Source organism: Serratia sp. JUb9, assembly GCF_014298095.1.
GTDB classification, from domain to species: domain Bacteria; phylum Pseudomonadota; class Gammaproteobacteria; order Enterobacterales; family Enterobacteriaceae; genus Serratia_B; species Serratia_B rhizosphaerae.
Map to the genome: position 1 here is coordinate 1,931,188 of NZ_CP060416.1, position 22,780 is coordinate 1,953,967.

Consider the following 22,780-nt stretch of genomic DNA (forward strand, 5'->3'; position numbering starts at 1 on the left):
CCACCTCAGGGCGGGGCAAGGGTTATAGGGTGAGCATAATCTTGCCGATGTGCGCGCTGGATTCCATTAGCCGGTGCGCTTCGTCCGCCTGCGCCAGCGGGAAGGTCTGAAAGATTTGCGGTTTGATGGCGCCGCGCTCCAGCAGCGGCCAGACTTTTTGCTGCAGGTCGGCGGCGATTTGCGCTTTATCCTGCACGCTGCGCGCGCGTAAGGTGGAGCCGGTATGCGTCAGGCGCTTCAGCAGCAGCGGCATCAGGTTGAGCTCTTTCACCACGCCGTTTTGGGTGCCGATTTGCACAATGCGCCCCTCCATCGCCGCCGCCTGATAGTTTTTCGCCAGGTACTCTCCGGCGATCAGATCGACAATCACGTTGGCGCCCTTACCGTTGGTCGCTTTCATCGTCTGTTCGACGAAGTCTTCCGTGCGGTAGTTGATCGCCACATCGGCGCCGAGCGCCAGGCTGGCCGCCCGTTTTTCTTCTGAACCGACGGTGGTGATCACATGGGCGCAAAACGCTTTGGCCAGCAGGGTGGCGACCGTGCCGATCCCGGAAGTGCCGCCGTGGAGCAGAACAGTTTCACCGGCCTGCAGGTGGCCGCGCTGAAAGACGTTCACCCAGACGGTGAAGAAGGTCTCCGGAATGGCAGCGGCTTCAGCCATGCTGAAGCCTTTGGGAACCGGCAGCGCATTGCTTTCATGCACCTTGCAGTATTCGGCATAGCCGCCGCCGGCGATCAGGGCGCAGACGCTGTCGCCGAGCGCATAGTGCTGGACGCCCTCGCCGACGGCGACCACTTCCCCGGCGATTTCCAATCCCGGGATATCGGATGCGCCCGGCGGCGGCGCATAGTGTCCACGCCGCTGCAGCACATCCGGGCGGTTAACCCCTGCGGCGGCAACCTTCACCAGTATTTCGCCCTGCGCCAGCACAGGCAGCGGGCGCTGGGCGGGCTGCAGCATTTCCGGGCCGCCGGCGGCGGTAATCTCAATAACGCGCATCTGCTCGGGCAGGTGTGTGACGGTCATGCGGTTCTCCTTATTGAATGGGGTGACGCTACTCTCTCAGTGTAGATAAGCGTTACGTTACATCATGATAAGAATGTTACCGCAAGCCGGCGCGGTGGATGTAGAAGAAAGGGCGATGGACGCCTGAGGCGAGGAAAGCGCCGCCGGAAGGCGGCGTAGGATTAATCATTGGGAGGAATGCGGAATCCTTTCAATGAAACAACGAAGTGTTCTTTTCCCTTGGTGATTTTGGCGCCGCGATCGCACCATAAACTGGCGAGCTGAAAGAAATCATCGCTGCCGATATCGTACGCCAGCTCAATTTTTTTCGCCGTGCCGGAGCGGATTAACGTTTCCGCCTGCTGATGGTTAACTGCTTTTATTGTAGCCATAGACGATCCCTGGAATAAACCGATAAGGATAGGGCGCTCACTATAATATGGCTTTATTGTGACGACGGTGTGACGGTAATGTTACCGTCGGCGGGGGAGGCAAACCGGGGCGTTTCCCCGGTTATTCATCGATTAACGGTCGTTTGGACGCACCAAACTGCTTTTTCTAACGTTTTTGAAGTGTTTATACATCGCAAAGCCTGAGACGCCAGCCAAACCGGCCAAGAGTAGTAAGTATTCAGTCGCCATAACGTGACCTCGGTAAAGTGCCCTGGAAGGGGCATATTTGTGACGGAAGTCACTCTGAACAGCAATGAGAAGATTCCTGAAGCGCGGGGCCGGGATACGGGGATAAAAAAAAGCGCCTATAGGGAGGCGCATAAAATTTACAACACAGCTTGTAGTGTCCATCACCAGGAGGAGTGGTGAACTTATTATTATTTTATGGTCTTGTTCGGTGAGACGATATAGGGATAACTCTGAAAGCAGTCGTCGGCAATATATCTGTAAAAATAACGAACAGTGCGCTAAAAACGCGCATAAGGCGTGAAATATGAACAAATGATGTTCTTTGGCGTCGTCAATGACGAAAAGAGTTGCTATTAAATGCCCATCGTGCGTTAATGCAGTTGGCCTGTGGTACAGACCTATTTATGCACGACATTTTGAGTAAAGTAGTTCAATTTTAGAGCGTTATCCCTGATAGCCTTCTTTGACGAATTTCCTTTCCGGTGCCTCCATAAGTAACTGATAACCGGCTATTTAACGCTGCCGATGGCGGCTAACATATTTTATTAAAGGAAATCGACATGTCCAACATGATCAAAGGTCAAGTGAAGTGGTTCAACGAGTCTAAAGGTTTTGGTTTCATCACTCCTGCAGACGGCAGCAAAGACGTGTTCGTACACTTCTCTGCAATCCAGGGTAACGGCTTCAAAACTCTGGCTGAAGGCCAGGACGTTCAGTTCTCTATCGAGAACGGCGCTAAAGGTCCATCTGCGGCTAACGTTACCGCTATCTAATCGGCATCCACGCTGATTAACTAAAAACCCGCCAAGGCGGGTTTTTTTGTGTTTGGTGGAAAAGATTTTTTGTTGGATGATGAGCACCTCTCTAGTGGCGCTTCGCATAACCAATCGATCGCCTGCAGGCCAAGCCTGTAAACTTGGGAAGTCGAATCCAACCCCTGCTTCACCGTGGTTACTCGGTATACTCACTGCGATAAATTTCGACACTCACTAAATTTAATTCCGTTGATTGATAAAAAGATACGACATCTTTGCTGTGTGGAGAGCGCCAGCATTCAGCTTCTGTCTGGCATTGCTTCTGTGGCTCATAACCTTCAGAAGTCAGGTAGTCGCGAATCTTGCTGGTATCGGTTGTGCCGTTGAACTGTATACCAAATACAAACGCCTGCGGACCACTGATATTGCTATAATTAAACTCATAATTTTTTGAAATTTTTGGTATTTTTTTTAGCAGGTCCGGTGTGTAATATTCATACTCCCGCGTATCTTGTTCGGTATAGTGGGCGCTGCTGGCAAATTCCATCTTCACGTATGGCAAGACCGCTGTCAGTACCATACCGGCGGCTAATATTACGCCCATCGCTACAGCTACACTTTTTCTCACAGACCACTCCTGTTGTTGTCGGCACCTAAAACTATAAAGGTTTTATCATGCTGGGGAAGCATCACGTTCCCAGACTGAAAATCGCTATAAGGAACGACCGTACGCATAAACGAGGGAAGAACGCTTTTATACGGTTTAGCGTTAGGGAATTTTTCTGGATCGGGGAACAGGAGGGGCAGAAACGTCTTGTTTTTCCAATTGCCGATTTTGCCATAATGATCCCAGCGCCTTAGGGCTTTTGCTTTACTGACTGGACGTAACAGGTGGAAAGGGTTATGGACAGATACTACGCGATAAAACCCTAACAGGTCAGAGACCAGATCTTCACCACTGAATCCGCTGTCGGTCACCAGATTATTAGGAAATGAGCTTTGGAACGACTCAAATCTTAATGCCATCGACATCATCATCGCCAGAGCGATGCTTTTCTGTTCATAATCGTGGCGGCCATGTTTGACCTGCCACGTCATTACCTTCCCTGAGCGAACAAGGCCCCATCGTGATGTCATGCCCTGAGAATACGTGACATCGTAAAACTCTTTCCCCGATGCTTCTCCTTGCGCAATTTTATTCAGGAGATAACGAATATCTGTACCTTGTGCATGTCCAAGATCCACCCATCCAAGTACTTCCGTATAAACTAAGCCTCTATTTTGGAAAGGGGCTTGCGAACCATCAATGATGTCTGACCTTTTGCTCATCCTTGGCATCCTTTTATTCCATTGTACGTTCAATGTAACCGGATGGAATGGTGCTTATCAATTCCCTCACATCTCAATTTTATACGACGACATCACAATTTTTTGACTGCACCGTAGCAACATATCTGCTGCCTGTATATCTGCACCAGTATGTATCCGTTGCGCTACGATAATCATTTAAGGTGTTGTAGAACTATTTGTTTTTATTATGATTAATGTGGGCGTTGCCGGGTTTGAAAATGAGATTTGCCGATGAAAAAAAGCCCGCCGGTGCCGGCGGGCAAAAGTTCCTTGTTACTTCTTCATTTGCAGGCACCTCTCTGGGGGGAGATACCGTGATACAGACTACCTGCCGGCGGTGTAAGATTCTGCTGGCAGAGTGTTAAGAATGCGAAAAGTCACGGCGACAGATAAAATAGTGGCCGGATGCCAGGCAGTGGCGCACGGTGTTATACACTGAGAGCAACGAATGAGGAGAGTTAGCGATGAAAGTCAACGATGCGGTAACGGTGAAGACCGACGGCGGCCCACGGCGCGAGGGAACCATTCTGGCGGTGGAAGTTTTTAATGAGGGGACGATGTATCTGGTGGCGCTGGAGGATTACCCGGCTGGCGTGTGGTTCTTCAATGAAATCGACAGCCGTGACGGCACCTTCGTTGAGCCGCGCAATCCGGAAAAATATTAGCTGCGCTGACCAGTTGTGCTGGCCGGAAAGTAGTTTTGTCGGTTATTTTCACTCTGCGTAATGATAACTTGCGTATCCGTATGTCAGCACAGGCGGCGATAAAAATGAATAACCCGCTGCGGCAAAAAATGTCGCAGTCAGGCGTTTCATATTTAGTGGCGAAATACGTTGCTATACGTAATCTGATGGTTATTTAAACCTGCTTATCGCCGATTGTTGCGGTGATATTCTCGCCATTAGCGGCTATTAACAAATATTCCGCTGGTCAGCGTATCGGTTAAACGCACCACGTGATAGATGATCTGTTTATTATGCGTTTTAATCTTGCGCTTGATATTCCCTTTATGAGAAGAGACCGTTTTTGCTTTAATTTGCATCTGGTCGGAGATCTGGATTGTACCTTGCCCAGACATCCACATACGCAACATATTCGATTCGGTTTGGCTTAGCGTGACCGGCGTTTGATCGAGAGCGGTTTTTTCAGAGCGGGTTGCCGGCTTGCGTTCCAGGTAGTGGCTCAACAGCTGGTTCATCGTCTCCGGTTTGATGGATTTTGACGAGATGATGACATTTTTACGAACATATAAGTAATCGTCAAAATGCACATTGGTGATGGCCATAAAGATGAAGAACAGCGTATCCGGATGTAGTGAGATCACCCGTTTAATGCGTTCCGTTGCGTTGCTCTCATGGATGAAACAGTCTTCGTTAATAAATACCAGACTGGGTTTCAAACGTGTGCACTTTTCGTGCAGATTATCAATGTCGGTCGCGGCGTTTATTTGCCGTTTTTTCACACCGTTCGATGTCAGGTAATCCGTTAGACCCAATCGCGTATAGCTGCATGAGTCCATGATGATCGTTGGCATAGTTGCACCCCCACTTAAATCCGTTTTACCGCGGTAATAATGAGAAAAAGCCTGAAAGCCAAAAAGGCAAAAAAATCAAAATATCACTAATTAAGAATGTTCTACCAACAAAAGCGAAACGGCTCAATGATATTTTCTGACTAACCTTATCAAACAGATGAATTCATAAGTTTGGCTTAAGTCAGCACAAGGCTTCACCAATGCCTCCAGAGCACCACACATGCTCTACAGCCTAAGGCATCTTAAGCACCGCTCGCCTGTTCATTGAGTCTGTTTATCATGTCACGATTTTAAATTTCAGATTGCTAGGAAAATTCTTAAAAAAAATTCATGTGTTGTTTTTTTGACTGATAACCGTCCATTTTTTATGCGCATTTTGCCTTCCCGATCGTTGTTTGTAGGGGAAAATTCCTATAATTCACTATGTTAGCATGGCTCATCGTATTGTTGAGAATGGTAATCTTTTCATTTTGTATCATTGCGCTTCTTTGCTTGTCACATTTTTTTAATATTTTCGGTGTATTTTTCGTTCCGCAATGCGATATGGAACAAAGAATTAGCGCTTTGTTGATGATTCGTTAATGGAAAAGTGACGAGGGAATACCTACCTATTGGTTTTTCTGAACTATTGCCGGCGAAATTTTCTGCGTAGCGCTTGCGTCCTATGGGCGTTCCGCTTAGTTTGCTTGAGCTAACCAATTTACTGGGAGAGGTCAACGACGATGGGGAATAACCTGTTTGGTCAATGTGTCGGCGATGCGTTACCCGCGTGGCAGCCAGCCGGAGAACCGGGAGCACAGACGCTGTCCGGGCGTTTTTGCCGGCTGGAGCCGCTGGATATCCAGCGCGATGCCGCAGCGCTGTTTCAAGCCTATCAACTGGCTGAAGATGGGCGCGACTGGACTTACCTTCCCTATGAACGTCCGCAAACGCCGGATGAATTTACCCGTTATCTGCAAAGCCAGGCTCAGGCCGGCGATCGAAAAACCATGACGGTGATCGATCAGCGCAGCGGCAGAGCGCTTGGCACCTGCGCTTTTATGCGTATTGACCGGGCCAATGGCGTGGTTGAACTGGGCATGATCAACTGGTCGCCGCGGATGCAGCGCCAGGCGAGCGGCAGCGAAGCGATTTTTCTGATGCTGCGTCACGTCTTTGACGATCTGGGCTATCGCCGCTGCGAGTGGAAATGCGACCAGCTTAATGCGCCGTCGCGTGCGGCGGCACTACGCTTTGGCTTTAGCTTGGAAGGCACCTTCCGCCAGGCCGTGGTGGTTAAGGGGCGCAACCGGGATACCGACTGGCTGTCAATGCTGGACCATGAGTGGCCGCAGCGTCGTGCTGCCTTTAACGCCTGGCTCGCTGCCGGCAACATTGACGATGATGGCCGGCAAAGGCAGCGGCTGCAGGCGTTTTCCACGTGGCATGCAGACCATTCTGCCGTAGTCAGTTCGCTGTAAACCGGCATGCCCGCAACGAATCCAGCGCCAGTGCGATATCGCTTTCTTCGGTCATCCAGTTAACCAGCGCGGCGCGGATCGCCGGCTGGCCCTGATAGTGGGTGGCGGTACAGCGTATAATGCCGTGCCGATCGAGCCGCGCCAAAAAGTTATCGCGCTCCGCTTCTGCGTCGCTGCTGATTCCCGTCAGTGCGAAACACACCACGTTAAGGTTGACCGGCGCCAGCAGACAGAATCCCTCACTGGCCGTCAGGCCATCGCCCAACTGTTTAGCCAGCAAGATATTGCGTTCAACCATATCGCGTATACCATCGCGGCCATAGGCTTTCAGCGCCATCCACAGCGGCAGCGCGCGAAAGCGCCTTGAGTTTTCGGGCGTCAGGTGCAGGTAATGATCCGGGCGCAGGGCCGGCGCTTCCATATAAGCCGACACGTTCTGGAACACCTGCATCTGCAACGCCAAATGACGGGTAAACTGGATGGCGCTGTCATAGGGCACGTTCAGCCATTTATGGGCATCGACGGTGATGGAATCCGCCTGTTGCCAGCCTTCCAGTAATGGGGCGTAGGCGGGGGAGCAGGCGGCGACGCCGCCGAATGCCGCATCGACATGCAACCAGAACCCGTAGCGTTCGCGCAGCGCCAGCAGACGGGAAATATTGTCGAACGCCGTGGTATTCACCGTACCGGCGCTGGCCAGTACGATGGTCGGCGTGGCCGGGTGTGCGGCCAGATGGCGCGCCAGCGCATCGGGGTCGATGGCTTCCGAATCCGGCAGGGGGGCGATAGGCACCAGAGCATCACGGCCGATGCCCAGCATGCCGAGCGCTTTCTCACTGCTGGAGTGGGGGCTGGCGGCCAACACCTGCACCGCGCCCAGCGCCGCCACGCCCTGCTGCGCCACGTTGATGCCGCGCTGGGCGCCCAGCCATTGGCGGCCAATCGCCAGTCCGCAAAAATTGGCCATCGTTGCGCCGCTGACCAGGCTGCCGCTGAATGTCTTCGGCAGGCCGAGTAAACTTTTTAGCTGTTCAATCGCTGCCAGCTCGATGGCGGCGGCTACCGTGTCATGGCTGAGCAGGCTGTTTTGGTCGAAAACGCTAACCAGCCAGTCGCCGGCCAGCGCGGCGGGCGTGGCGCCGCCGGTGACAAAACCAAAGTAACGTGGTCCGGCGCTGGCGGAAAGGCCGTCGGCATAATGTTGCCAAAAGTGCTCCAGCGCAGCCTGGGCGCCTACGCCCTCTGCAGATAAGCGATCGTCGCCGGGCTTGAGTTGCTGCGCTGCCGCCGGCGGGCAGACGGGGCGTTCATTCAGGCCGGCCAGAAAGGTTTCTGCCAGCCGGCGGGTGTGATCAAGGATCAGTGGAAAGCGGGTTAAATCTTGTTGCAGCGTTGGGTGCATTATCGGCTCCGGGTCAGAGTGGAGAGTGTTAAGCGTAGAGTAAACAGGTTGTCAGCCGGTGAAAATCGAGAAAGAATGACGCTTTTGGATAGAAAGGCTAACCAGTGAAATTTGACCGCTTGCCTCTGCAGTGTTTGCCGACCTTTATTATCGCCGCGCAGTTGGAAAATTTGCGCGCTGCGGCGCTACAGGTTCATCTGACGCATGGGGCCGTCAGTCAGCAGATTCGGCAGCTGGAACAGGCGCTGGGATACCGGTTATTTGAACGTCGCGGTCGCGGCGTACGCCTAAACGGTGCCGGTCGCGAGCTGTTGGCGGCCGCAGAGCCGGCGATGCAAGCGCTAGAGCAAGGGGTCTTGCGGGCGCGCGCCGTTGCTGCCGGTCAGGGGTTGCGCATCAGCGTATTGCCGTCATTTGCCCATTATTGGCTGCTGCCGCGTCTGCCCGCGTTTCAGGCGGCGCATCCGGATATCGTGTTGGATATTGACGCCTCCCTGACGGTGCAGGATTTGGCCCACCAAGGATTTGACGCGGCGGTTCGCATCGGCGCTGGCGAATGGCGCGGCGTGCAGGCGCAGCGGATTGCTGATGGTGACGTTATTCCGGTTGCGGCTCCTGACCTGGCGCAGCGCTGGCAAGCGGCGCTGTTGCAAGGTGGCGAAGAACTGCCGTTACTGGAGCATGATGTGACGCCGTGGCGTACATGGTTTCAGGCAAGGGGAAGGGAGGCGTGCGGGCAAACGCTGGCGCTGTTCAATGATGCGGGGCTGCTGCTGCGCGCCGCAGAGCAGGGATTTGGTATTGCATTGGTGAAGACCCTGCTGGCCAGGGATATGCTTGCCGCCGGCAGGCTGGTTGCGTTGGCTGATGCCTGGCGGCCGGAAGGCGTCGATTACTACCTGGTCTGGCCGCAGGCCAATGATAACCCTGCCGTGCAACGGCTGCTGGCGTGGCTGCAGCAACAGCTGTGACGGCCGTTTCCGGCAGATTATCGGCGCCGGTAATTATTTCGCCGTCAGGTTGACGCTTCGTTTAATAAAACCTGCTTTACTTAATAATTCCGCATTATTATACTTCGTGCAAAATCTATCAGGAGAAATTAATTGGACAGTTTTAGTTGCGATAAAATAAACAAGGCAAGCTGAACTATCTTCTTCTGATATGTTGCTTGCCGACTTTGGCGGGCAGCATCTTCCCAGTATTCCTGCGTTGTGCATTCCCGAATAATAACGCCGTATCCACCGCCTGCGCGTCGTGGATGATTGAATTCGGATATCGATATGGCACTTTTCCGCTTCAGCCTGTTCCCTCCAGGCCTCCTTTCGCACCTGCGCTGAGCATCGCTCGGCGTGCGTCCGGCCATGCTCTGCGCAGCCCGGCCGGTTCATTCTGATCAATGTGCTTCACCCGCTGGGTGATAAGGAGGCGTCATGGACGATCATCCCGGATTTTTATTGTCTGCATTACCGGCGGAATAACATTCACGTCGGGTAAGTCTTATTAAATAAAATTCTTTCTGCGTAACGTCGTTAATTTATTTTCGGCGGAGGAACCCTTGTGCGCAGAATAAAAATAAGAGCATAGCATTATGACTTATTTCAGCAACAAAACTCATCGCCGTCCGCAGGGGCATGAGTCGTATGCCATCGCGCAAGAGGCGACAAACAGCATTGACCAGACGCTGGCGCAGCTTAACTGTAATCGTCTTGGTTTGACGCAGGACGATGCGCAGGAGCGGCTCGCCTATTACGGGGCAAATCAGGTCGCTCATGAAAAAGCGCCGCATGCGCTGTGGCAGTTGGTCAGCGCTTTCAATAACCCGTTTATTTTTGTGCTGATGGTGTTGGCGGCGATCAGTTTCTTTACCGACTACTGGCTACCGGCCCAGCAGGGTGACGAAACCGATCTGACCGGTGTCAGCATCATCTTGATTATGGTGGCGCTGAGCGGTTTGCTGCGCTTCTGGCAAGAGTACCGCACCAATAAAGCGGCGGAGGCGCTGAAAAGTATGGTGCGCACCACCGCGACGGTGCTGCGGCGCAGCAGCTTCAGCGCCCAATCGCTGGTGGTGGAAATTCCGCTGCGTGAGCTGGTGCCGGGGGATATTATCCAGCTGTCGGCCGGCGATATGGTGCCGGCGGACGTGCGGCTGCTCAGCTCGCGCGATCTGTTTATCAGCCAGGCTATTCTGACGGGGGAAGCGATTCCGATTGAAAAATATGACACGCTGGGAAGCGTCAGCCAGAAGTCCTGCGATGCCGAGGCCGCCAGCGAAAGCGAGCTGCTTGAGATGGCCAATGTTTGCCTGATGGGCACCAACGTCGCCAGCGGCACCGCCAGCGCGGTGGTGGTGGCCACCGGCGGACAAACCTATTTTGGTTCGCTGGCAAAATCGATCGTCGGCAGCCGGGCGCAGACGGCGTTTGATCGTGGGGTCAACAGCGTCAGCTGGCTGCTGATCCGCTTTATGCTGGTGATGGTGCCGGTAGTGCTGCTGATTAACGGTTTTACCAAGGGCGACTGGGGGGAGGCGGCGCTGTTTGCGCTGGCGGTCGCCGTCGGCCTGACGCCGGAAATGTTGCCGATGATTGTCAGCTCCAACCTGGCAAAAGGCGCTATTGCCATGTCACGGCGTAAGGTGGTGGTTAAACGGCTTAACGCCATCCAGAACTTTGGCGCGATGGACGTGCTGTGTACCGATAAAACCGGCACCTTGACGCAGGATCGCATCATTCTCGAGCATCACCTGGACGCCAGCGGCGCTTCGGATAGCCAGGTGCTGCATCTGGCCTGGCTGAACAGCTTTCACCAGAGCGGCATGAAGAACCTGATGGATCAGGCAATCGTGCGTTTTGGCCGCGGTAAGACGGGCATAGAGGCCCTGGGGCGTTACAGCAAGGTGGACGAACTGCCGTTTGATTTTATCCGCCGCCGCCTGTCGATCGTGGTGCAGGACGAACGGCAGCAACAGTTGCTGATCTGCAAAGGGGCGGTGGAGGAGATGCTTGCTATCGCCAGCCATGTGCAGGAGGGCGACTGCCGGGTTACGTTGGATGAGACGCGTCGTGCGGCGCTGCTGGCGCTGGCCAATCAATATAATGAGGACGGCTTCCGCGTGCTGCTGCTGGCGACGCGCGAACTGGGCGTACAGGGCTGCACGCTGCCGCTCAGCGTGGAGGATGAGCGCGATCTGGTGATCCGGGGGCTGCTGACATTCCTGGATCCGCCGAAAGAAAGCGCGCAGGCGGCGATCGGCGCGCTGCAGGAACATGGCGTGGCGGTGAAGGTGCTGACCGGCGATAACCCAGTGATTACCTGCAAAATCTGTCGCGATGTCGGGCTGGAGCCGGGGGTGCCGCTTTCCGGGCCGCAAATCGAGCTGATGGACGATCGTCAGCTGGCGCAGGAGGTGGAGCTGCGCACCGTGTTCACCAAGCTGACGCCGCTGCAAAAGTCCCGCGTACTGAAAATGCTGCAGGCGAATGGCCACACCGTCGGTTTTCTCGGCGACGGCATCAATGACGCCCCGGCGCTGCGCGATGCCGACGTGGGTATTTCGGTAGACAGCGGCACCGATATTGCCAAGGAGTCGGCGGATATCATCCTGTTGGAAAAAGACCTGATGGTGTTGGAGGAAGGGGTCATCAAGGGGCGCGAGACTTTTGGCAATATCATCAAATATCTGAATATGACTGCCAGCTCCAACTTCGGCAATGTGTTCTCGGTACTGGTCGCCAGCGCGTTTATCCCGTTCCTGCCGATGTTGGCGATTCATCTGCTGATTCAGAACCTGATGTATGACATCTCACAGCTGTCGCTACCGTGGGACAAAATGGATAAGGAGTTTCTGCGTAAGCCGCGCAAATGGGATGCCAAAAATATCGGACGCTTTATGATCTGGATTGGCCCGACGTCGTCGATTTTTGATATGACCACCTATGCGCTGATGTGGTTTGTGTTTGCCGCCAACAGCGTTGAGCATCAGGCGCTGTTCCAGTCGGGCTGGTTTATTGAAGGGCTGCTGTCGCAAACGCTGGTGGTGCATATGCTGCGTACCCAGAAGATTCCGTTTATCCAGAGTACGGCGGCACTGCCGGTGCTGCTGATGACCGGGCTGATCATGGCGATTGGCATCTATATTCCGTTCTCGCCGCTCGGCGCCTGGGTGGGGTTGCAGCCGTTACCGTGGGAGTATTTCCCGTGGCTGGCGGCGACGCTGGTCAGCTACTGCGTGGTCGCGCAGCTGATGAAGCGCTTCTATATCCGCCGGTTTGGCGTCTGGCTGTAAGCGGCGGTCGGTTACCATAACAGGGTAATCAGCAGCCCCAGCATAATCGTCAGGGTGAAAGAAAACAGCGTACCGAGCATCACATACTCGGTACGCATTTTATCGTCGCTCTGTCGCAGATCGCCAAAGCGGAAAATAGATTTGGCCGCCAGCAGAAAGCCAATGGCCGGAATATGCCCCAGCAGCACAAAGGTCAGGATCAGCGTTCTTTCCAGATAGCCGATCTGTTTGCCGGCGCGCAGCAAAGAATCGTTGTCCGTCTTGGCGTTCGGCTGCATCTGCGGCGTCCAGCTTGCCAGCAACTGCCCGATCAGCAGCCCCATCGGCATATAAATCAGCCCGTATCCCAGCGCCGCCAGGCCGACGCGCCAGCCGTCGAAACGCTGCCATAACGCCTCGAACAGCGTAGCGACATGCGGCACGATTGCCAGCCACAGCAGAATAATCACCAGCAGATGCAGGCCCTGATCCAGCAGGAAGCTTGCCGCCGGCTTCATCGGCACCATCAGCGTCACCTTGGCCAGATCAATCACGTAGTGACTGATGCCGACCACCAGCAGCGCCAGCAGCACATCCGCCGACGAGACGCCGCCGTGCAGCAGACCGAAGCCGGCAACGGCCCAGGCCGCCACGACGCCGTGCAGCAGGGCGTGCAGCAGTAAAAAACGCGACCGGTGGCGGTATTGAGCCTTATCCTGCACCCAGGCGCGCGGTTGCAAAGGGAAGTCCGCCAGCAGATGGAGCACCAGCAGCCAGATCAACAGTGGCGCATAGGTTAAAGCCATACTTAAATGATCCTGTTAATTGCATCAATGAACCGGATAATTTCATCATAGGCCGCGCGTTTGAGCGTTGCGGAGACGGTTGACGCTGCCTTGCGCACCGCGGCGGCCGCTTGCGCGTTGGTCGTTGTCAGCATGCGTGCCTGGACGACCTGCGCTTCTGCCTGTGACAAACGGCTGAGGGTATGATCTAGCATCGGTAGCAGATCGCTGACAATGGCATTGGCGCGTTCATTGTCAATTTTCAGAGCCAGCCTGCAATTTTTTGTCATCAGGTCCAGCGCGTTGCCGGAATTGAGGAAGGCGCTGCCGTAACCGTCGCCCCGGCCCCGGCGTTTGCCCAGGCCGACGGCGATGCGCGCGTCCCAGAGCGCGGCATCATGTTGCGCTTTTAAGGCGGTACGCAGGTAGACGGCCAGCCACAGGCCGGACTCGGGCTGGCCCACGGCCTGAAAGGCGTCGCCGCGAAAAATTTCAAACTGCGTCAGCAGGCCGGCCTGTTGAAGCGCCGTGAGTTCGGTGCGTAACTGCGCGATGTAACGTGGGGTGTCAACACGTCGTGAGTTGACGAGATCGCCGGTGATAACGCTGATTTGCGCTTTCATAGTAGGCTGTCCAGAAAACGAACGGACATTTAAATTCGCATCTGAAGGCGAATTTGTCAATTATTCGTACTCAGATACGAATTCTTATAATATTCGTATCCAGAGACGAATTTTATGTATGGGAAATATGAGTAAATCCAGGCGTACCAAGGTTCAGAAGCTTTTCATCATCACTTCACGCGGCTGTTCTGCGCCATACTTGAGCAGATGTTCGAATGACTTTTCCGTCTGCTTAAGCTGCTGCAGGAATGCCTGCGGCGAGAGATCGTGCTGTTTGCCGCTCATATAGGCTAATGCCAATTCTTTGGCCTGATAACGTGAAAAATTGTACATGGCGCCCCCCTTGGCGATGTCTGGTTGTCAGTGCGGCGATTGTAGAGTGCTGCTTAGAACATGAACAGCGGCTTTACCGTATCGATTCGATAGCTGAAACTTTCACGATGTGCGGCGCGGCCGCTCAATAACATATGAATTTCCATATATGTCGTTGACAGCGTGTCGTGCAGGGTTAAGATTGGCCGGGCAATGGGATAAGGAGCCTGCGGAATGATGCTGACGCCATTACAACTGTTTAAAAACCTGTCGGACGAAACCCGACTGACGATGGTGCTGCTGTTGCGGCAGGCTGAAGAGCTGTGCGTGTGTGAACTGGCGGCGGTTTTAACGCTGCCGCAGCCTAAAATCTCCCGTCATCTGGCGATGCTGCGCGCAAGCGGCCTGCTACTGGACCGCCGTGAGGGCAAGTGGGTCTATTACCGGCTTTCGCCGCATATGCCGGCCTGGGCGGCGGGCATTATCGAGCAGGCTTACCTTAGTCAGCAGGAGCAGGTGAGCAATCTGGCAAAACGCGCCGCCGCGGACGGGCGGACGGTGTGCCGCTAACGTAAAAATTTTAACTTTTCATATTTGAAATTTCGAATATGAAATCCAAGAGACAAGGAGTACGTATGTGGCTGGCGGGCGCGATTTTTATCCTGACCATCGTATTGGTTATCTGGCAGCCGCGGGGGCTGGGCATCGGCTGGAGCGCCTCGTTGGGCGCCGTTCTGGCGCTGCTGAGCGGGGTGGTGCAGCTTGGCGATATTCCGGTGGTGTGGCACATCGTCTGGAATGCTACCGCCACCTTTATCGCGGTGATTATCATCAGCCTGCTGCTGGATGAGTCCGGCTTTTTTGAGTGGGCGGCGCTGCACGTTGCGCGTTGGGGTAAAGGACAAGGGCGGCGGCTGTTCAGCTATATCGTGCTGCTGGGGGCTACGGTGGCGGCGCTGTTCGCCAATGACGGCGCGGCGCTGATCCTGACGCCGATAGTGATTGCCATGCTGCTGGCGCTGGGGTTTGGTCCGGCGGCGACGCTGGCGTTTGTCATGGCCGCCGGCTTTATTGCCGACACGGCCAGCCTGCCGCTGGTGGTTTCCAATCTGGTGAACATCGTCTCGGCAGACTTCTTCCAGCTTGGTTTTAATGACTATGCGGCGGTGATGGTGCCGGTGAATATCGCCGCCATTATCGCCACGCTGGCGATGCTGCACCTGTTTTTCCGCAAGGATATTCCGGCCCGTTACGATGTGGCGCTGCTGAAGGCGCCGCATGAGGCCATTCGCGATGTGTCGACTTTCCGCGCCGGCTGGGGCGTATTGCTGCTGTTGCTGGTCGGTTTTTTTGTGCTGGAGCCGCTGGGCGTGCCGGTCAGTCTGGTGGCGGCGGTGAGCGCGCTGGTGCTGTTGCTGGTGGCGAAAAGCGGCCGGACGATCGCTATCGGCAAGGTGCTGCGTGGCGCGCCGTGGCAGATTGTGATTTTCTCGCTGGGGATGTATCTGGTGGTATACGGCTTGCGCAACGCCGGGCTGACCGATCTGCTGTCGGCAGTGCTGAACCGCCTGGCGGAACAGGGGCTGTGGGCGGCGACGTTGGGCACCGGTTTTATCACCGCTTTCCTGTCTTCGGTGATGAACAATATGCCGACGGTGCTGATCGGCGCGCTGTCGATTGACGGCAGCAGCGCTGGCGGCGTGATTAAAGAGGCGATGATCTACGCCAACGTGATCGGCAGCGATCTGGGGCCGAAGATTACGCCGATTGGCAGCCTGGCGACGCTGCTCTGGCTGCATGTGCTGGCGCGCAAGAATATCAATATCACCTGGGGTTACTATTTCCGCGTAGGTATTGTCATGACGCTGCCGGTGTTATTCGTGACCTTAGCCGCCCTGGCGCTGCGTTTGTCGGTCTCATCGTAAAAAGGGGCAACCATGAAAACGATTACTATCTACCATAATCCGGCCTGCGGCACGTCGCGCAATACGCTGGCGCTGATCCGCAACAGCGGCGTCGAACCGACGATCGTACTGTATCTGGAAACACCGCCGAGCCGTGACGAACTGTGCCGGCTGATTGCCGATATGGGCATCCCGGTGCGGGCATTGCTGCGCAAGAACGTCGAGCCGTATGAACGGCTGCAACTGGCGCAGACGCACTGGCGTGATGAACAGCTGATCGATGTTATGCTGCAGCAGCCGATACTGATTAACCGGCCGATCGTGGTGACGTCGCTCGGCACCCGGCTGTGCCGGCCGTCGGAGGTGGTGCTGGATATCTTACCGGACGCACAGCAAGGCGAGTTTATCAAGGAAGACGGAGAAAGGGTGGTTGATGAGCACGGGCGGCGGCGGCGTTAGAGCGGGACGGCAGAGCGGAGGCCCGCTCTGCCGGGTCTGTCAGCCTAAATCGCCGCCGGCCACCGGCAGCACGGTGCCGTTAATATAGCTGGCCGCGTCGCTGGCAAGGAATAAAATGGCGGCGGCCTGTTCGTTTACCGTGCCGTAGCGGTGCATCAGGCTGCTGTTTAGGGTCTGATCGACCACCTGCTGATACCACGCCTCCTCCTGCGGTGTCGGCGTGTCCCGGTTGCGCGGCGTCAGGCGCGGCGGCGCTTCGGTGCCGCCCGGCGCGGTGGCGTTGATGCGGATGCCGGCGTCGGCGTACTCAAACGCCAGCGACCGGGTGAGCGCATTCACCCCGCCTTTGGCGGCCGAATAGGGCACCCGGTTGACGCCGCGGGTGGCGACCGAAGAGACATTGACGATCGCGCCGCCGCCCTGCGCCAGCATGTGCGGCAGCACGGCGCGGCAGCCCCACAGCGTAGGAAACAGCGAACGCTGAATCTCCGCCTCAATCTGCGCCGGCGCATACTCGGCGAACGGCCGCGCCCAGATGGTGCCGCCGACGTTGTTCACCAGTATATCCAGCCGGCCGAAGCGTTGCTGCGCCTCATCGATGGCCGCCTGCGTCTCCTCCCAGCGTTCCAGATCGGCATGAATCGCCAGCGCGTCGCAGCCTAGCTCCCGCAGCGCAGCGGCCGCCTCCTGCAGATAGGGCGCGCGGTCGATCAGCGCCAACTTCGCGCCTTCCCGCGCGGCCTGTTCAGCGACCGCTTTGCCGATCCCCTGCGCCGCGCCGGTGATGACCATTACCTTGTTGCTAAAACGTTGCTGTAGCATCAGCGACTCCTTACGCCGTCTGGCTGGGGGCGAATTTTTCATAGTGGAAACTGGCCGGCGTGAAGGCGCGCTGACGGAAGTCGTGCAGCACCGCCTCGACCATCGGCGGCGGGCCGCACAGGTAGACGTCCACATCGCCGTCGTGCAGCTGGCTGTCATCAAGATGCTGGGTGACATAGCCTTTGCGCGCCGCCTGCGAGGCGTCGCTGGCGACGCAGGTCAGGTAACTGAAATCGCTCAGCCGTGCGCGATAACTGTCCAGCTGTTCCAGCTTCACCAGATCGCAGTCGTGGGTGACGCCATAGATCAGCCGCACCGGCTGCCGGACGTCGTCCTGCGTCAGTTGCTCCAGCATCGACAGAAAGGGCGCCAACCCGGTGCCGCCGGCGAGGAACAGCAGCGGCCGCGTCACGCTGCGCAGATAAAAGCTGCCCTGCGGGCCGTGCAGACGCACTTTATCGCCGGGGCGCGCCCGGCCGCTCAGGTAGCTGCTCATCATGCCGCCCGGCACGTTGCGCAGCAGGAACGACAGCCGGGGCGCGTTGGGCAGGGAGCTGAACGAATAGGCGCGGCGGGCGTCGCTGCCCGGCACTTCAATGTTGACGTACTGGCCGGGCAAAAAGGCGACGCCGCCGTGGGCGTCATCCAACTGCAGGCTGAACTCAATCGCGCTGTCCGACAGCGCGGTGGCGCTTACCACGCTGGCGGAAAAGGTTTCGCAGCCGGTTTTACACTGCGTGGAGGCCATCGGCACGTCGATCACGCAGTCGGACTGCGGCACCATCTGGCAGGTCAGCACCTGGCGTTGTCCGGCTTCCTCTGCGGAGAGGGCGTCATCCAGGTAGTCATCGCCCAACTGGTAGTCGCCCTGTTCGCAATGGCATTTACAGCTGCCGCAGACGCCGTCGGCGCAGTCCATCGGCAGATTGACCTGCTGGCGATAGGCGGCGTCGAGCACGGTCTCATCGGGATTGCACTGGATAAAACGGCTGACGCCGTCCTCAAAGTTAAGCGCAACGGTATAGCTCATCATCGCCTCCCATTAAACATGGTAAATATCAATCACATGACTGATGTAGTCGTTATTGAGACGGATCGTTTTGCTCAGGATCTGCGGCTGTTCGCCGCCAAGCGCGATGCGGCAGCGGCAACTGCCGAAAAACAGATCGGTTTTCTGATAGCGGTGGCTGTAGGTGCTCCAGTTGTAGCGTACGTCCACTGCATCCGCCGTTTCGCCGATCAGCTCCACGTTGCTGATATGGTGGGTGGTGCGCGGTTCCGGCGTGCTGGCCGCTGAACGCTCGGTCTTGATGCGGTAGACGCGGTCTTCCAGCCCTTCGCGGTTCGGGTAGTAAATCAGCGATACTTCGCGCTGCGGATCGCGGGTGAGCCGGTCATCCTCGCCCCAGGAGGGCATCCAGTACTCGACCTGCGGGCTGTAGCACGCCAGCCACTCATCCCACTGGCGGTCATCCAGCAGCCGCGCCTCGCGGTATAAAAACTGCTCAATACGTTGTTGCTGGCTCATGACTGCACCTCGGTGTCGTTCAGGCTGCGCAGCAGGGTCTGCTGCCAGTGATGGTGGTGGGGGACATACAGCGCTTCATCCTCGGCGCGCACGCCGCTCATCAGCGGCCGGATCGCCATCGCCTGCGCGTTGTCGTCGGGGCCTTCCAGCCAGCGCGTGGCCCCGCGGCTGATATCGCTCCAGGGCATGTTGCCGGCGAGATAGCCCTGCTGGCAGGCGCGGAACTCTTCCAGATCGTCCGGCGTGCCCATGCCGCTGACGTTAAAGAAGTCCTCATACTGGCGGATGCGCAGGGCGCGATCCTCGGCGCTTTCTCCCTTCGGCGCGAAGCAGAAAGTGGTGACCTCGGTTTTATCCACCGCGATGGGGCGCATCACGCGAAGCTGGGTGGAGAACTGATCCATCAGGTAGAGGTTGGGGTAAATGCACAGGTTGCGGGTATGGTTGACCATAAAATCGGCGCGCGTCTCGCCGAAGCGGTCGCTCAGGCGGCGGAAGTGTTTGAATACCGGCCGCACCTCCGGGTTCAGCGCCCGGGTCCACAGCAGCATATGACCATGTTCGAAGCCGTAGACGCCGCCGGTGCTTTTCGACCAGCAGGTGGCGTCCAGCGTCTGGGTACTGCTGGCGTCGTGGCTGCGGCGCGACATGGTCGAGACATAGTTCCAGTGCACCACGCTGACGTGATAGCCGTCGACGCCGTTTTCCATCTGCAGCTTCCAGTTGCCGTCATAGGTATACGAGGAGGCGCCGGTCAGCAGTTCGATGCCGTCTTCCGCCTGATCGACAATCAGGTCCAACACCTGCCGGGTATCGCCCAGGTATTCCTCCAGCGGCAGCACCTTGTCGCTCAGGCTGCCGAACAGAAACCCTCGGTAAGAGGCAAAGCGCGGCAGGTGCTTGAGATCGTGCGAGCCGGCCTGTTTGAAGCACGGGGGATAGCCGCCGCTCTTTTCGTCTTTGGCCTTGAGCAGATTGCCGGCGTTGTTAAACGTCCAGCCGTGAAACGGACAGGTAAAGGTGGCTTTGTTGCCCTTTTTGCGGCTGGCCAGCATCGCACCACGGTGCGAGCAGCTGTTGATCATCGCATGCAGTTCTCCCTGCTTGTCGCGGGTAATGATCACCGGCTGGCGGCCCATCGTCAGGGTATAATAGTCGCCCGGCTCGGCGACCTGGCTTTCGTGCGCCATATATACCCAGTTGCCTTCAAAAATAGCCTTCATTTCCAGTTCAAATATCGCCGGGTCGGTAAATATGCCGCGGTGACACTGGTAGACGCCTTGCTCTTTATCTACCCGCAATGCATTTTTTATTTTCTGTTCCAGCGTGGAATAAATAGCAGTTGTTGATGAGTTCATACTAATGACCTCGTTAATCACGTTGCGTAGGGTGCCCTGGGGAAATTTATTCCCCATGGCGCAGGTATTATTGTTGTTCTTTTTCCGGTTTAACTTTCCAGCGCGCGCGGGCGTTTAATTCGCTGTTCCTCTGCGCTGTCGCCGGCGGCGTAAATCATGAAATCAAAGCGGATTTCGGTATGTTCGCCGGGCAGATCGCGCTGTGCGGCCAGCGCCGGATCACTGATTTTGATCGGATCGGCGATCAGTTCATCGCGGGTAGCGAAGGCAAAATCGTCCCACAGGTAGCGGTCGCCGTTCAGGTTGATCTGAGTGGTGAGGTGCTTGTGGCCGGGAGCGGAAACAAAAAAGTGGATATGCGCCGGCCGGTTGCCGTGGCGGCCAAGGCGATCGAGCCAGGCCTGCGTCGGGCCGTCCGGCGGGCAGCCGTAACCGGAGGGCAAAATACTGCGCACCGCGTAGCGGCCGTCGGCGTCGGTTTGCACCCGGCGACGCAGGTTGTAATTGCTCTGCGACTTATCGAAGAACGAATAGTTGCCCAGCGTATTGGCGTGCCAGATATCGACGATGGCGCCGGCCAGCGGGCGGCCGTGCTGGTCGCTGACCTGGCCGTGCAGCCACATGACTTCGCCGCTGTCCGTACCGTCGTCCATCCGTGCGTAGCCGTCGCTCAGCGGCGCATTGGCGACATACAGCGGCCCTTCGATGGTACGCGGCGTGCCGCCGTTCAGACCCTGCTGGCGTTCTCGCGCGTCCTCACGCATATCCAGATAGTGCTCCAGCCCCAGGCCGGCCGCCAGCAGCGCCGCTTCCTGACGGCCGCCGAGCTGATGCAGATAGTTAATCGCCCGCCAAAACTCTTCGGCGCTAATATCAAAGTCGTCGATCAACTGACAGATATTACCCAGCAGCTGGCGGGTGATGGCTTTAAAACGCGGATCGCCGTCGTTTCCGGTTAAACCGCTGCTGATATCCAGCAGCTTGCTGACGTCTTCAGACTGATTGAAGGATACGGACATTGCAGACTCCTCATTATAATAGAGCCGTAAATAACGGCGATGGCCGGCAGCGGCGCATCGCAATTATTCGGGCTGAGCTCGGGTTTACGGCGCCGAAAATAACCGGCTAACCCGTGGAGATGAATTATTTCTGCTTTATTTATCGTCGTCGTAAATGGATGACGGATGCCGGCACAAGGCCTCAATATGCATTTCCATATACGGGAACAGCGGCAGCGCCGATAAGATATCGTGCAGTTCGCTATTACTTTCCACGTCAAAGATACTGACGTTGGCGTATTTTCCCGCCACGCGCCAAAGGTGGCGCCATTTTCCCTGCGTCTGCAGCTCTTGCGCATAGCGCTTTTCACGCAGTTTGATCTCATCGGCGACGGCGGCCGGCATATCGGACGGCAGTTGCACGGACATTTCAACTTTGAACAACATCAGGCAGGCTCCTCTAGGTGCGCTGATAAAAACGCAGTTTGTCTTCATCGACCTCAATGCCGAGGCCCGGGCCGTCCGGCAGCGTGACCTGTCCGTCGGCGAAATTCAGCGGTTCGGCGATGATGTCGTCTTTTAGCAGCAGCGGACCGAACATTTCCGTTCCCCAGGCCAGCTTCAGCGTTGACCAAGCGTGCAGCGACGCCACGCTGCCGATGCTGCCTTCCAGCATGGTGCCGCCGTACAGCGCGATGCCGGCCGCATCGGCGACGTGCGCCAGTTTCAGCGCCTGCGCCGGGCCGCCGGCCTTGGCGATTTTCAGCGCATAGGCGCCGCGGAAACCGCCGGCGGCCAGCGCGTAGCCGTCATGGGCGTCGGCTACCGCTTCATCGGCCAGAATCGGCAGGGTGAACCGTTGACTCAGCTGCGTCAGCGCGGCGCGGTCCCACAGCGCCACCGGCTGCTCCACCAGATCGATGCCGATCTCCTGCAGCGCAGCCATGCCGCGCACCGCGCTGGCGGCGTCCCAGGCCTGATTGACGTCAACCCGGATACTGGCGTCGGCCCCCAGCGCCCGGACGATCGCCGCGGTGTGTCGCAGGTCGTCGGCCAGCGGTCTGGCGCCGATCTTGAGTTTAAAGGCGTTATGGCGGCCTTCCGCCAGCAGGCGCTGCCCCTCGGCGATATCGTGCTCGGTGTCGCCGCTGGCCAGCGTCCACAACACCGGCAGCTGCCGGCTCTGCGCGCCGCCGAGCAGGGTGCTGAGCGGCTGATGCAGCGCTTTGCCCTGCGCGTCGAGAAACGCGGTCTCCAGCGCCGATTTGGCAAAGGTATTGCCTTTGACGCTGGCGTTCATCAGATTGACCAGCGGCGTCAGGCCGTCAAACTGCTGGCCGGTCAGCAGCGGCGCCAGATAGGTATCGATGGCGGACTTGATCCCTTCCGGGCTTTCCGGGCCGTAGCTCAGGCCGCCGATGGTGGTGGCTTCGCCCCAGCCGACCAGGCCGCCCGCACAGGTGAGGCGAACGATGGTCAGCGTCTGGCAGCCCATGGTCGCCATCGACAGTTTGTGCGGCCGGATGGTGGGAATATCCAGCAGCCAGCTTTCAATGCGTTCAATACACAGCGTCAT

General features: G+C 56.9%; 24 protein-coding genes. 8 read left to right on the forward strand and 16 right to left on the reverse strand.

Going from position 1 to position 22,780, the window contains the following annotated elements; translation table 11 throughout:
- Positions 1 to 22: 22 nt before the first annotated feature.
- Together HF675_RS09105 and HF675_RS09110 are read right to left on the reverse strand one after the other, a co-directional pair.
- Positions 23 to 1,027, reverse strand: coding sequence for an NAD(P)H-quinone oxidoreductase (locus HF675_RS09105; protein WP_187044458.1), 1,005 nt, complete (start codon positions 1,025 to 1,027; stop codon positions 23 to 25).
- A gap of 161 nt (positions 1,028 to 1,188) precedes the next feature.
- Positions 1,189 to 1,398 carry a hypothetical protein gene (locus tag HF675_RS09110; protein WP_105231722.1) on the reverse strand — a complete coding sequence of 70 codons (210 nt, stop codon included), beginning with the start codon at positions 1,396 to 1,398 and terminating at the stop codon, positions 1,189 to 1,191.
- Positions 1,399 to 2,207: 809 nt separating this feature from the next.
- Between HF675_RS09110 and cspE the strand changes: the two genes are divergently transcribed.
- The gene (gene cspE / locus HF675_RS09115) at positions 2,208 to 2,420 is read left to right on the forward strand and encodes a transcription antiterminator/RNA stability regulator CspE (protein ID WP_015672942.1); all 213 of its coding nucleotides are present in this window, start codon (positions 2,208 to 2,210) and stop codon (positions 2,418 to 2,420) included.
- 178 nt (positions 2,421 to 2,598) lie between these two features.
- On the opposite strand, the gene HF675_RS09120 is transcribed toward cspE, so the two are convergent.
- Positions 2,599 to 3,030 carry a hypothetical protein gene (locus tag HF675_RS09120; RefSeq protein ID WP_187044459.1) on the reverse strand — a complete coding sequence of 144 codons (432 nt, stop codon included), beginning with the start codon at positions 3,028 to 3,030 and terminating at the stop codon, positions 2,599 to 2,601.
- Positions 3,027 to 3,731, reverse strand: coding sequence for a hypothetical protein (locus HF675_RS09125; RefSeq protein ID WP_105231720.1), 705 nt, complete (start codon positions 3,729 to 3,731; stop codon positions 3,027 to 3,029). Before HF675_RS09125 ends, HF675_RS09120 begins: the two co-directional genes overlap by 4 nt.
- A 485-nt stretch (positions 3,732 to 4,216) precedes the next feature.
- Between HF675_RS09125 and dsrB the strand changes: the two genes are divergently transcribed.
- Positions 4,217 to 4,417 (forward strand): protein DsrB, encoded by a 201-nt coding sequence (gene dsrB / locus HF675_RS09130; RefSeq protein WP_105231681.1) that lies wholly within the window; start codon positions 4,217 to 4,219, stop codon positions 4,415 to 4,417.
- A 236-nt stretch (positions 4,418 to 4,653) separates the two neighbouring features.
- Here dsrB and rcsA read toward each other — a convergent pair whose 3' ends face one another.
- A complete protein-coding gene (gene rcsA, locus HF675_RS09135; protein WP_105231680.1) occupies positions 4,654 to 5,286 on the reverse strand; it encodes a transcriptional regulator RcsA in 633 nt (210 codons plus the stop codon).
- A gap of 722 nt (positions 5,287 to 6,008) precedes the next feature.
- Between rcsA and HF675_RS09140 the strand changes: the two genes are divergently transcribed.
- Positions 6,009 to 6,746: a GNAT family N-acetyltransferase gene (locus HF675_RS09140; RefSeq protein ID WP_187044460.1), complete on the forward strand. Its 738-nt coding sequence runs from the start codon at positions 6,009 to 6,011 to the stop codon at positions 6,744 to 6,746.
- Here HF675_RS09140 and HF675_RS09145 read toward each other — a convergent pair.
- Complete coding sequence (locus HF675_RS09145; RefSeq protein ID WP_187044461.1) at positions 6,733 to 8,148, reverse strand: pyridoxal-dependent decarboxylase; 1,416 nt, start codon at positions 8,146 to 8,148, stop codon at positions 6,733 to 6,735. The two genes, HF675_RS09140 and HF675_RS09145, sit on opposite strands and share 14 nt — an antisense overlap.
- Positions 8,149 to 8,252: 104 nt before the next feature.
- Between HF675_RS09145 and HF675_RS09150 the strand changes: the two genes are divergently transcribed.
- Positions 8,253 to 9,119 (forward strand): LysR substrate-binding domain-containing protein, encoded by an 867-nt coding sequence (locus tag HF675_RS09150; protein ID WP_187044462.1) that lies wholly within the window; start codon positions 8,253 to 8,255, stop codon positions 9,117 to 9,119.
- 617 nt (positions 9,120 to 9,736) lie between these two features.
- A complete protein-coding gene (gene mgtA, locus HF675_RS09155; RefSeq protein WP_105231676.1) occupies positions 9,737 to 12,436 on the forward strand; it encodes a magnesium-translocating P-type ATPase in 2,700 nt (899 codons plus the stop codon).
- An 11-nt stretch (positions 12,437 to 12,447) separates the two neighbouring features.
- Here the strand turns inward: mgtA and HF675_RS09160 are convergent, their stop codons facing one another.
- The 3 genes from HF675_RS09160 to HF675_RS09170 form a co-directional block, all read right to left on the reverse strand.
- Positions 12,448 to 13,221, reverse strand: a complete 774-nt coding sequence (locus HF675_RS09160; RefSeq protein WP_187044463.1) for a DUF3307 domain-containing protein — start codon at positions 13,219 to 13,221, stop codon at positions 12,448 to 12,450.
- 2 nt (positions 13,222 to 13,223) lie between these two features.
- Positions 13,224 to 13,823, reverse strand: coding sequence for a hypothetical protein (locus HF675_RS09165; protein WP_105231674.1), 600 nt, complete (start codon positions 13,821 to 13,823; stop codon positions 13,224 to 13,226).
- Between the two features lie 153 nt (positions 13,824 to 13,976).
- The gene (locus tag HF675_RS09170) at positions 13,977 to 14,156 is read right to left on the reverse strand and encodes a hypothetical protein (protein WP_105231673.1); all 180 of its coding nucleotides are present in this window, start codon (positions 14,154 to 14,156) and stop codon (positions 13,977 to 13,979) included.
- A 213-nt stretch (positions 14,157 to 14,369) separates the two neighbouring features.
- On the opposite strand from HF675_RS09170, the gene HF675_RS09175 reads away from it, so the two are divergent.
- The 3 genes from HF675_RS09175 (at position 14,370) to arsC (ending at position 16,498) form a co-directional block, all read left to right on the forward strand.
- The gene (locus HF675_RS09175) at positions 14,370 to 14,705 is read left to right on the forward strand and encodes a metalloregulator ArsR/SmtB family transcription factor (protein ID WP_111736834.1); all 336 of its coding nucleotides are present in this window, start codon (positions 14,370 to 14,372) and stop codon (positions 14,703 to 14,705) included.
- A 65-nt stretch (positions 14,706 to 14,770) separates the two neighbouring features.
- Complete coding sequence (locus tag HF675_RS09180; protein ID WP_111736835.1) at positions 14,771 to 16,060, forward strand: arsenic transporter; 1,290 nt, start codon at positions 14,771 to 14,773, stop codon at positions 16,058 to 16,060.
- Between the two features lie 12 nt (positions 16,061 to 16,072).
- Entirely contained in the window at positions 16,073 to 16,498 is a 426-nt protein-coding gene (gene arsC / locus HF675_RS09185) for a glutaredoxin-dependent arsenate reductase (RefSeq protein WP_187044464.1), read from the forward strand.
- Positions 16,499 to 16,537: 39 nt separating this feature from the next.
- On the opposite strand, the gene benD is transcribed toward arsC, so the two are convergent.
- The 7 genes from benD to HF675_RS09220 form a co-directional block, all read right to left on the reverse strand.
- A complete protein-coding gene (gene benD, locus HF675_RS09190) occupies positions 16,538 to 17,320 on the reverse strand; it encodes a benzoate diol dehydrogenase BenD (RefSeq protein ID WP_111736837.1) in 783 nt (260 codons plus the stop codon).
- Between the two features lie 10 nt (positions 17,321 to 17,330).
- Positions 17,331 to 18,350 carry a benzoate 1,2-dioxygenase electron transfer component BenC gene (gene benC / locus HF675_RS09195; RefSeq protein ID WP_187044716.1) on the reverse strand — a complete coding sequence of 340 codons (1,020 nt, stop codon included), beginning with the start codon at positions 18,348 to 18,350 and terminating at the stop codon, positions 17,331 to 17,333.
- A 12-nt stretch (positions 18,351 to 18,362) separates the two neighbouring features.
- The gene (gene benB, locus HF675_RS09200; protein WP_111736838.1) at positions 18,363 to 18,848 is read right to left on the reverse strand and encodes a benzoate 1,2-dioxygenase small subunit; all 486 of its coding nucleotides are present in this window, start codon (positions 18,846 to 18,848) and stop codon (positions 18,363 to 18,365) included.
- Positions 18,845 to 20,206, reverse strand: a complete 1,362-nt coding sequence (locus HF675_RS09205; RefSeq protein WP_105233414.1) for a Rieske 2Fe-2S domain-containing protein — start codon at positions 20,204 to 20,206, stop codon at positions 18,845 to 18,847. The genes benB and HF675_RS09205 overlap by 4 nt, the downstream gene beginning before the upstream one ends.
- 89 nt (positions 20,207 to 20,295) lie before the next feature.
- A complete protein-coding gene (gene catA, locus HF675_RS09210) occupies positions 20,296 to 21,225 on the reverse strand; it encodes a catechol 1,2-dioxygenase (protein WP_105231666.1) in 930 nt (309 codons plus the stop codon).
- A gap of 135 nt (positions 21,226 to 21,360) precedes the next feature.
- Positions 21,361 to 21,651, reverse strand: a complete 291-nt coding sequence (gene catC / locus HF675_RS09215) for a muconolactone Delta-isomerase (RefSeq protein WP_105231665.1) — start codon at positions 21,649 to 21,651, stop codon at positions 21,361 to 21,363.
- Positions 21,652 to 21,664: 13 nt separating this feature from the next.
- The gene (locus HF675_RS09220; protein ID WP_187044465.1) at positions 21,665 to 22,780 is read right to left on the reverse strand and encodes a muconate cycloisomerase family protein; all 1,116 of its coding nucleotides are present in this window, start codon (positions 22,778 to 22,780) and stop codon (positions 21,665 to 21,667) included.

Coding starts and splice junctions, on each gene's coding strand:
- HF675_RS09105 (WP_187044458.1), bottom strand. CDS start 1,027: ATGACCGTCACACACCTGCCCGAGCAGATGCGCGTTATTGAGATTACC.
- HF675_RS09110 (WP_105231722.1), bottom strand. CDS start 1,398: ATGGCTACAATAAAAGCAGTTAACCATCAGCAGGCGGAAACGTTAATC.
- cspE (WP_015672942.1), top strand. CDS start 2,208: ATGTCCAACATGATCAAAGGTCAAGTGAAGTGGTTCAACGAGTCTAAA.
- HF675_RS09125 (WP_105231720.1), bottom strand. CDS start 3,731: ATGAGCAAAAGGTCAGACATCATTGATGGTTCGCAAGCCCCTTTCCAA.
- dsrB (WP_105231681.1), top strand. CDS start 4,217: ATGAAAGTCAACGATGCGGTAACGGTGAAGACCGACGGCGGCCCACGG.
- rcsA (WP_105231680.1), bottom strand. CDS start 5,286: ATGCCAACGATCATCATGGACTCATGCAGCTATACGCGATTGGGTCTA.
- HF675_RS09140 (WP_187044460.1), top strand. CDS start 6,009: ATGGGGAATAACCTGTTTGGTCAATGTGTCGGCGATGCGTTACCCGCG.
- HF675_RS09145 (WP_187044461.1), bottom strand. CDS start 8,148: ATGCACCCAACGCTGCAACAAGATTTAACCCGCTTTCCACTGATCCTT.
- mgtA (WP_105231676.1), top strand. CDS start 9,737: ATGACTTATTTCAGCAACAAAACTCATCGCCGTCCGCAGGGGCATGAG.
- HF675_RS09160 (WP_187044463.1), bottom strand. CDS start 13,221: ATGGCTTTAACCTATGCGCCACTGTTGATCTGGCTGCTGGTGCTCCAT.
- HF675_RS09165 (WP_105231674.1), bottom strand. CDS start 13,823: ATGAAAGCGCAAATCAGCGTTATCACCGGCGATCTCGTCAACTCACGA.
- HF675_RS09170 (WP_105231673.1), bottom strand. CDS start 14,156: ATGTACAATTTTTCACGTTATCAGGCCAAAGAATTGGCATTAGCCTAT.
- HF675_RS09175 (WP_111736834.1), top strand. CDS start 14,370: ATGATGCTGACGCCATTACAACTGTTTAAAAACCTGTCGGACGAAACC.
- HF675_RS09180 (WP_111736835.1), top strand. CDS start 14,771: ATGTGGCTGGCGGGCGCGATTTTTATCCTGACCATCGTATTGGTTATC.
- arsC (WP_187044464.1), top strand. CDS start 16,073: ATGAAAACGATTACTATCTACCATAATCCGGCCTGCGGCACGTCGCGC.
- benD (WP_111736837.1), bottom strand. CDS start 17,320: ATGCTACAGCAACGTTTTAGCAACAAGGTAATGGTCATCACCGGCGCG.
- benC (WP_187044716.1), bottom strand. CDS start 18,350: ATGAGCTATACCGTTGCGCTTAACTTTGAGGACGGCGTCAGCCGTTTT.
- benB (WP_111736838.1), bottom strand. CDS start 18,848: ATGAGCCAGCAACAACGTATTGAGCAGTTTTTATACCGCGAGGCGCGG.
- HF675_RS09205 (WP_105233414.1), bottom strand. CDS start 20,206: ATGAACTCATCAACAACTGCTATTTATTCCACGCTGGAACAGAAAATA.
- catA (WP_105231666.1), bottom strand. CDS start 21,225: ATGTCCGTATCCTTCAATCAGTCTGAAGACGTCAGCAAGCTGCTGGAT.
- catC (WP_105231665.1), bottom strand. CDS start 21,651: ATGTTGTTCAAAGTTGAAATGTCCGTGCAACTGCCGTCCGATATGCCG.
- HF675_RS09220 (WP_187044465.1), bottom strand. CDS start 22,780: ATGACGCTGTGTATTGAACGCATTGAAAGCTGGCTGCTGGATATTCCC.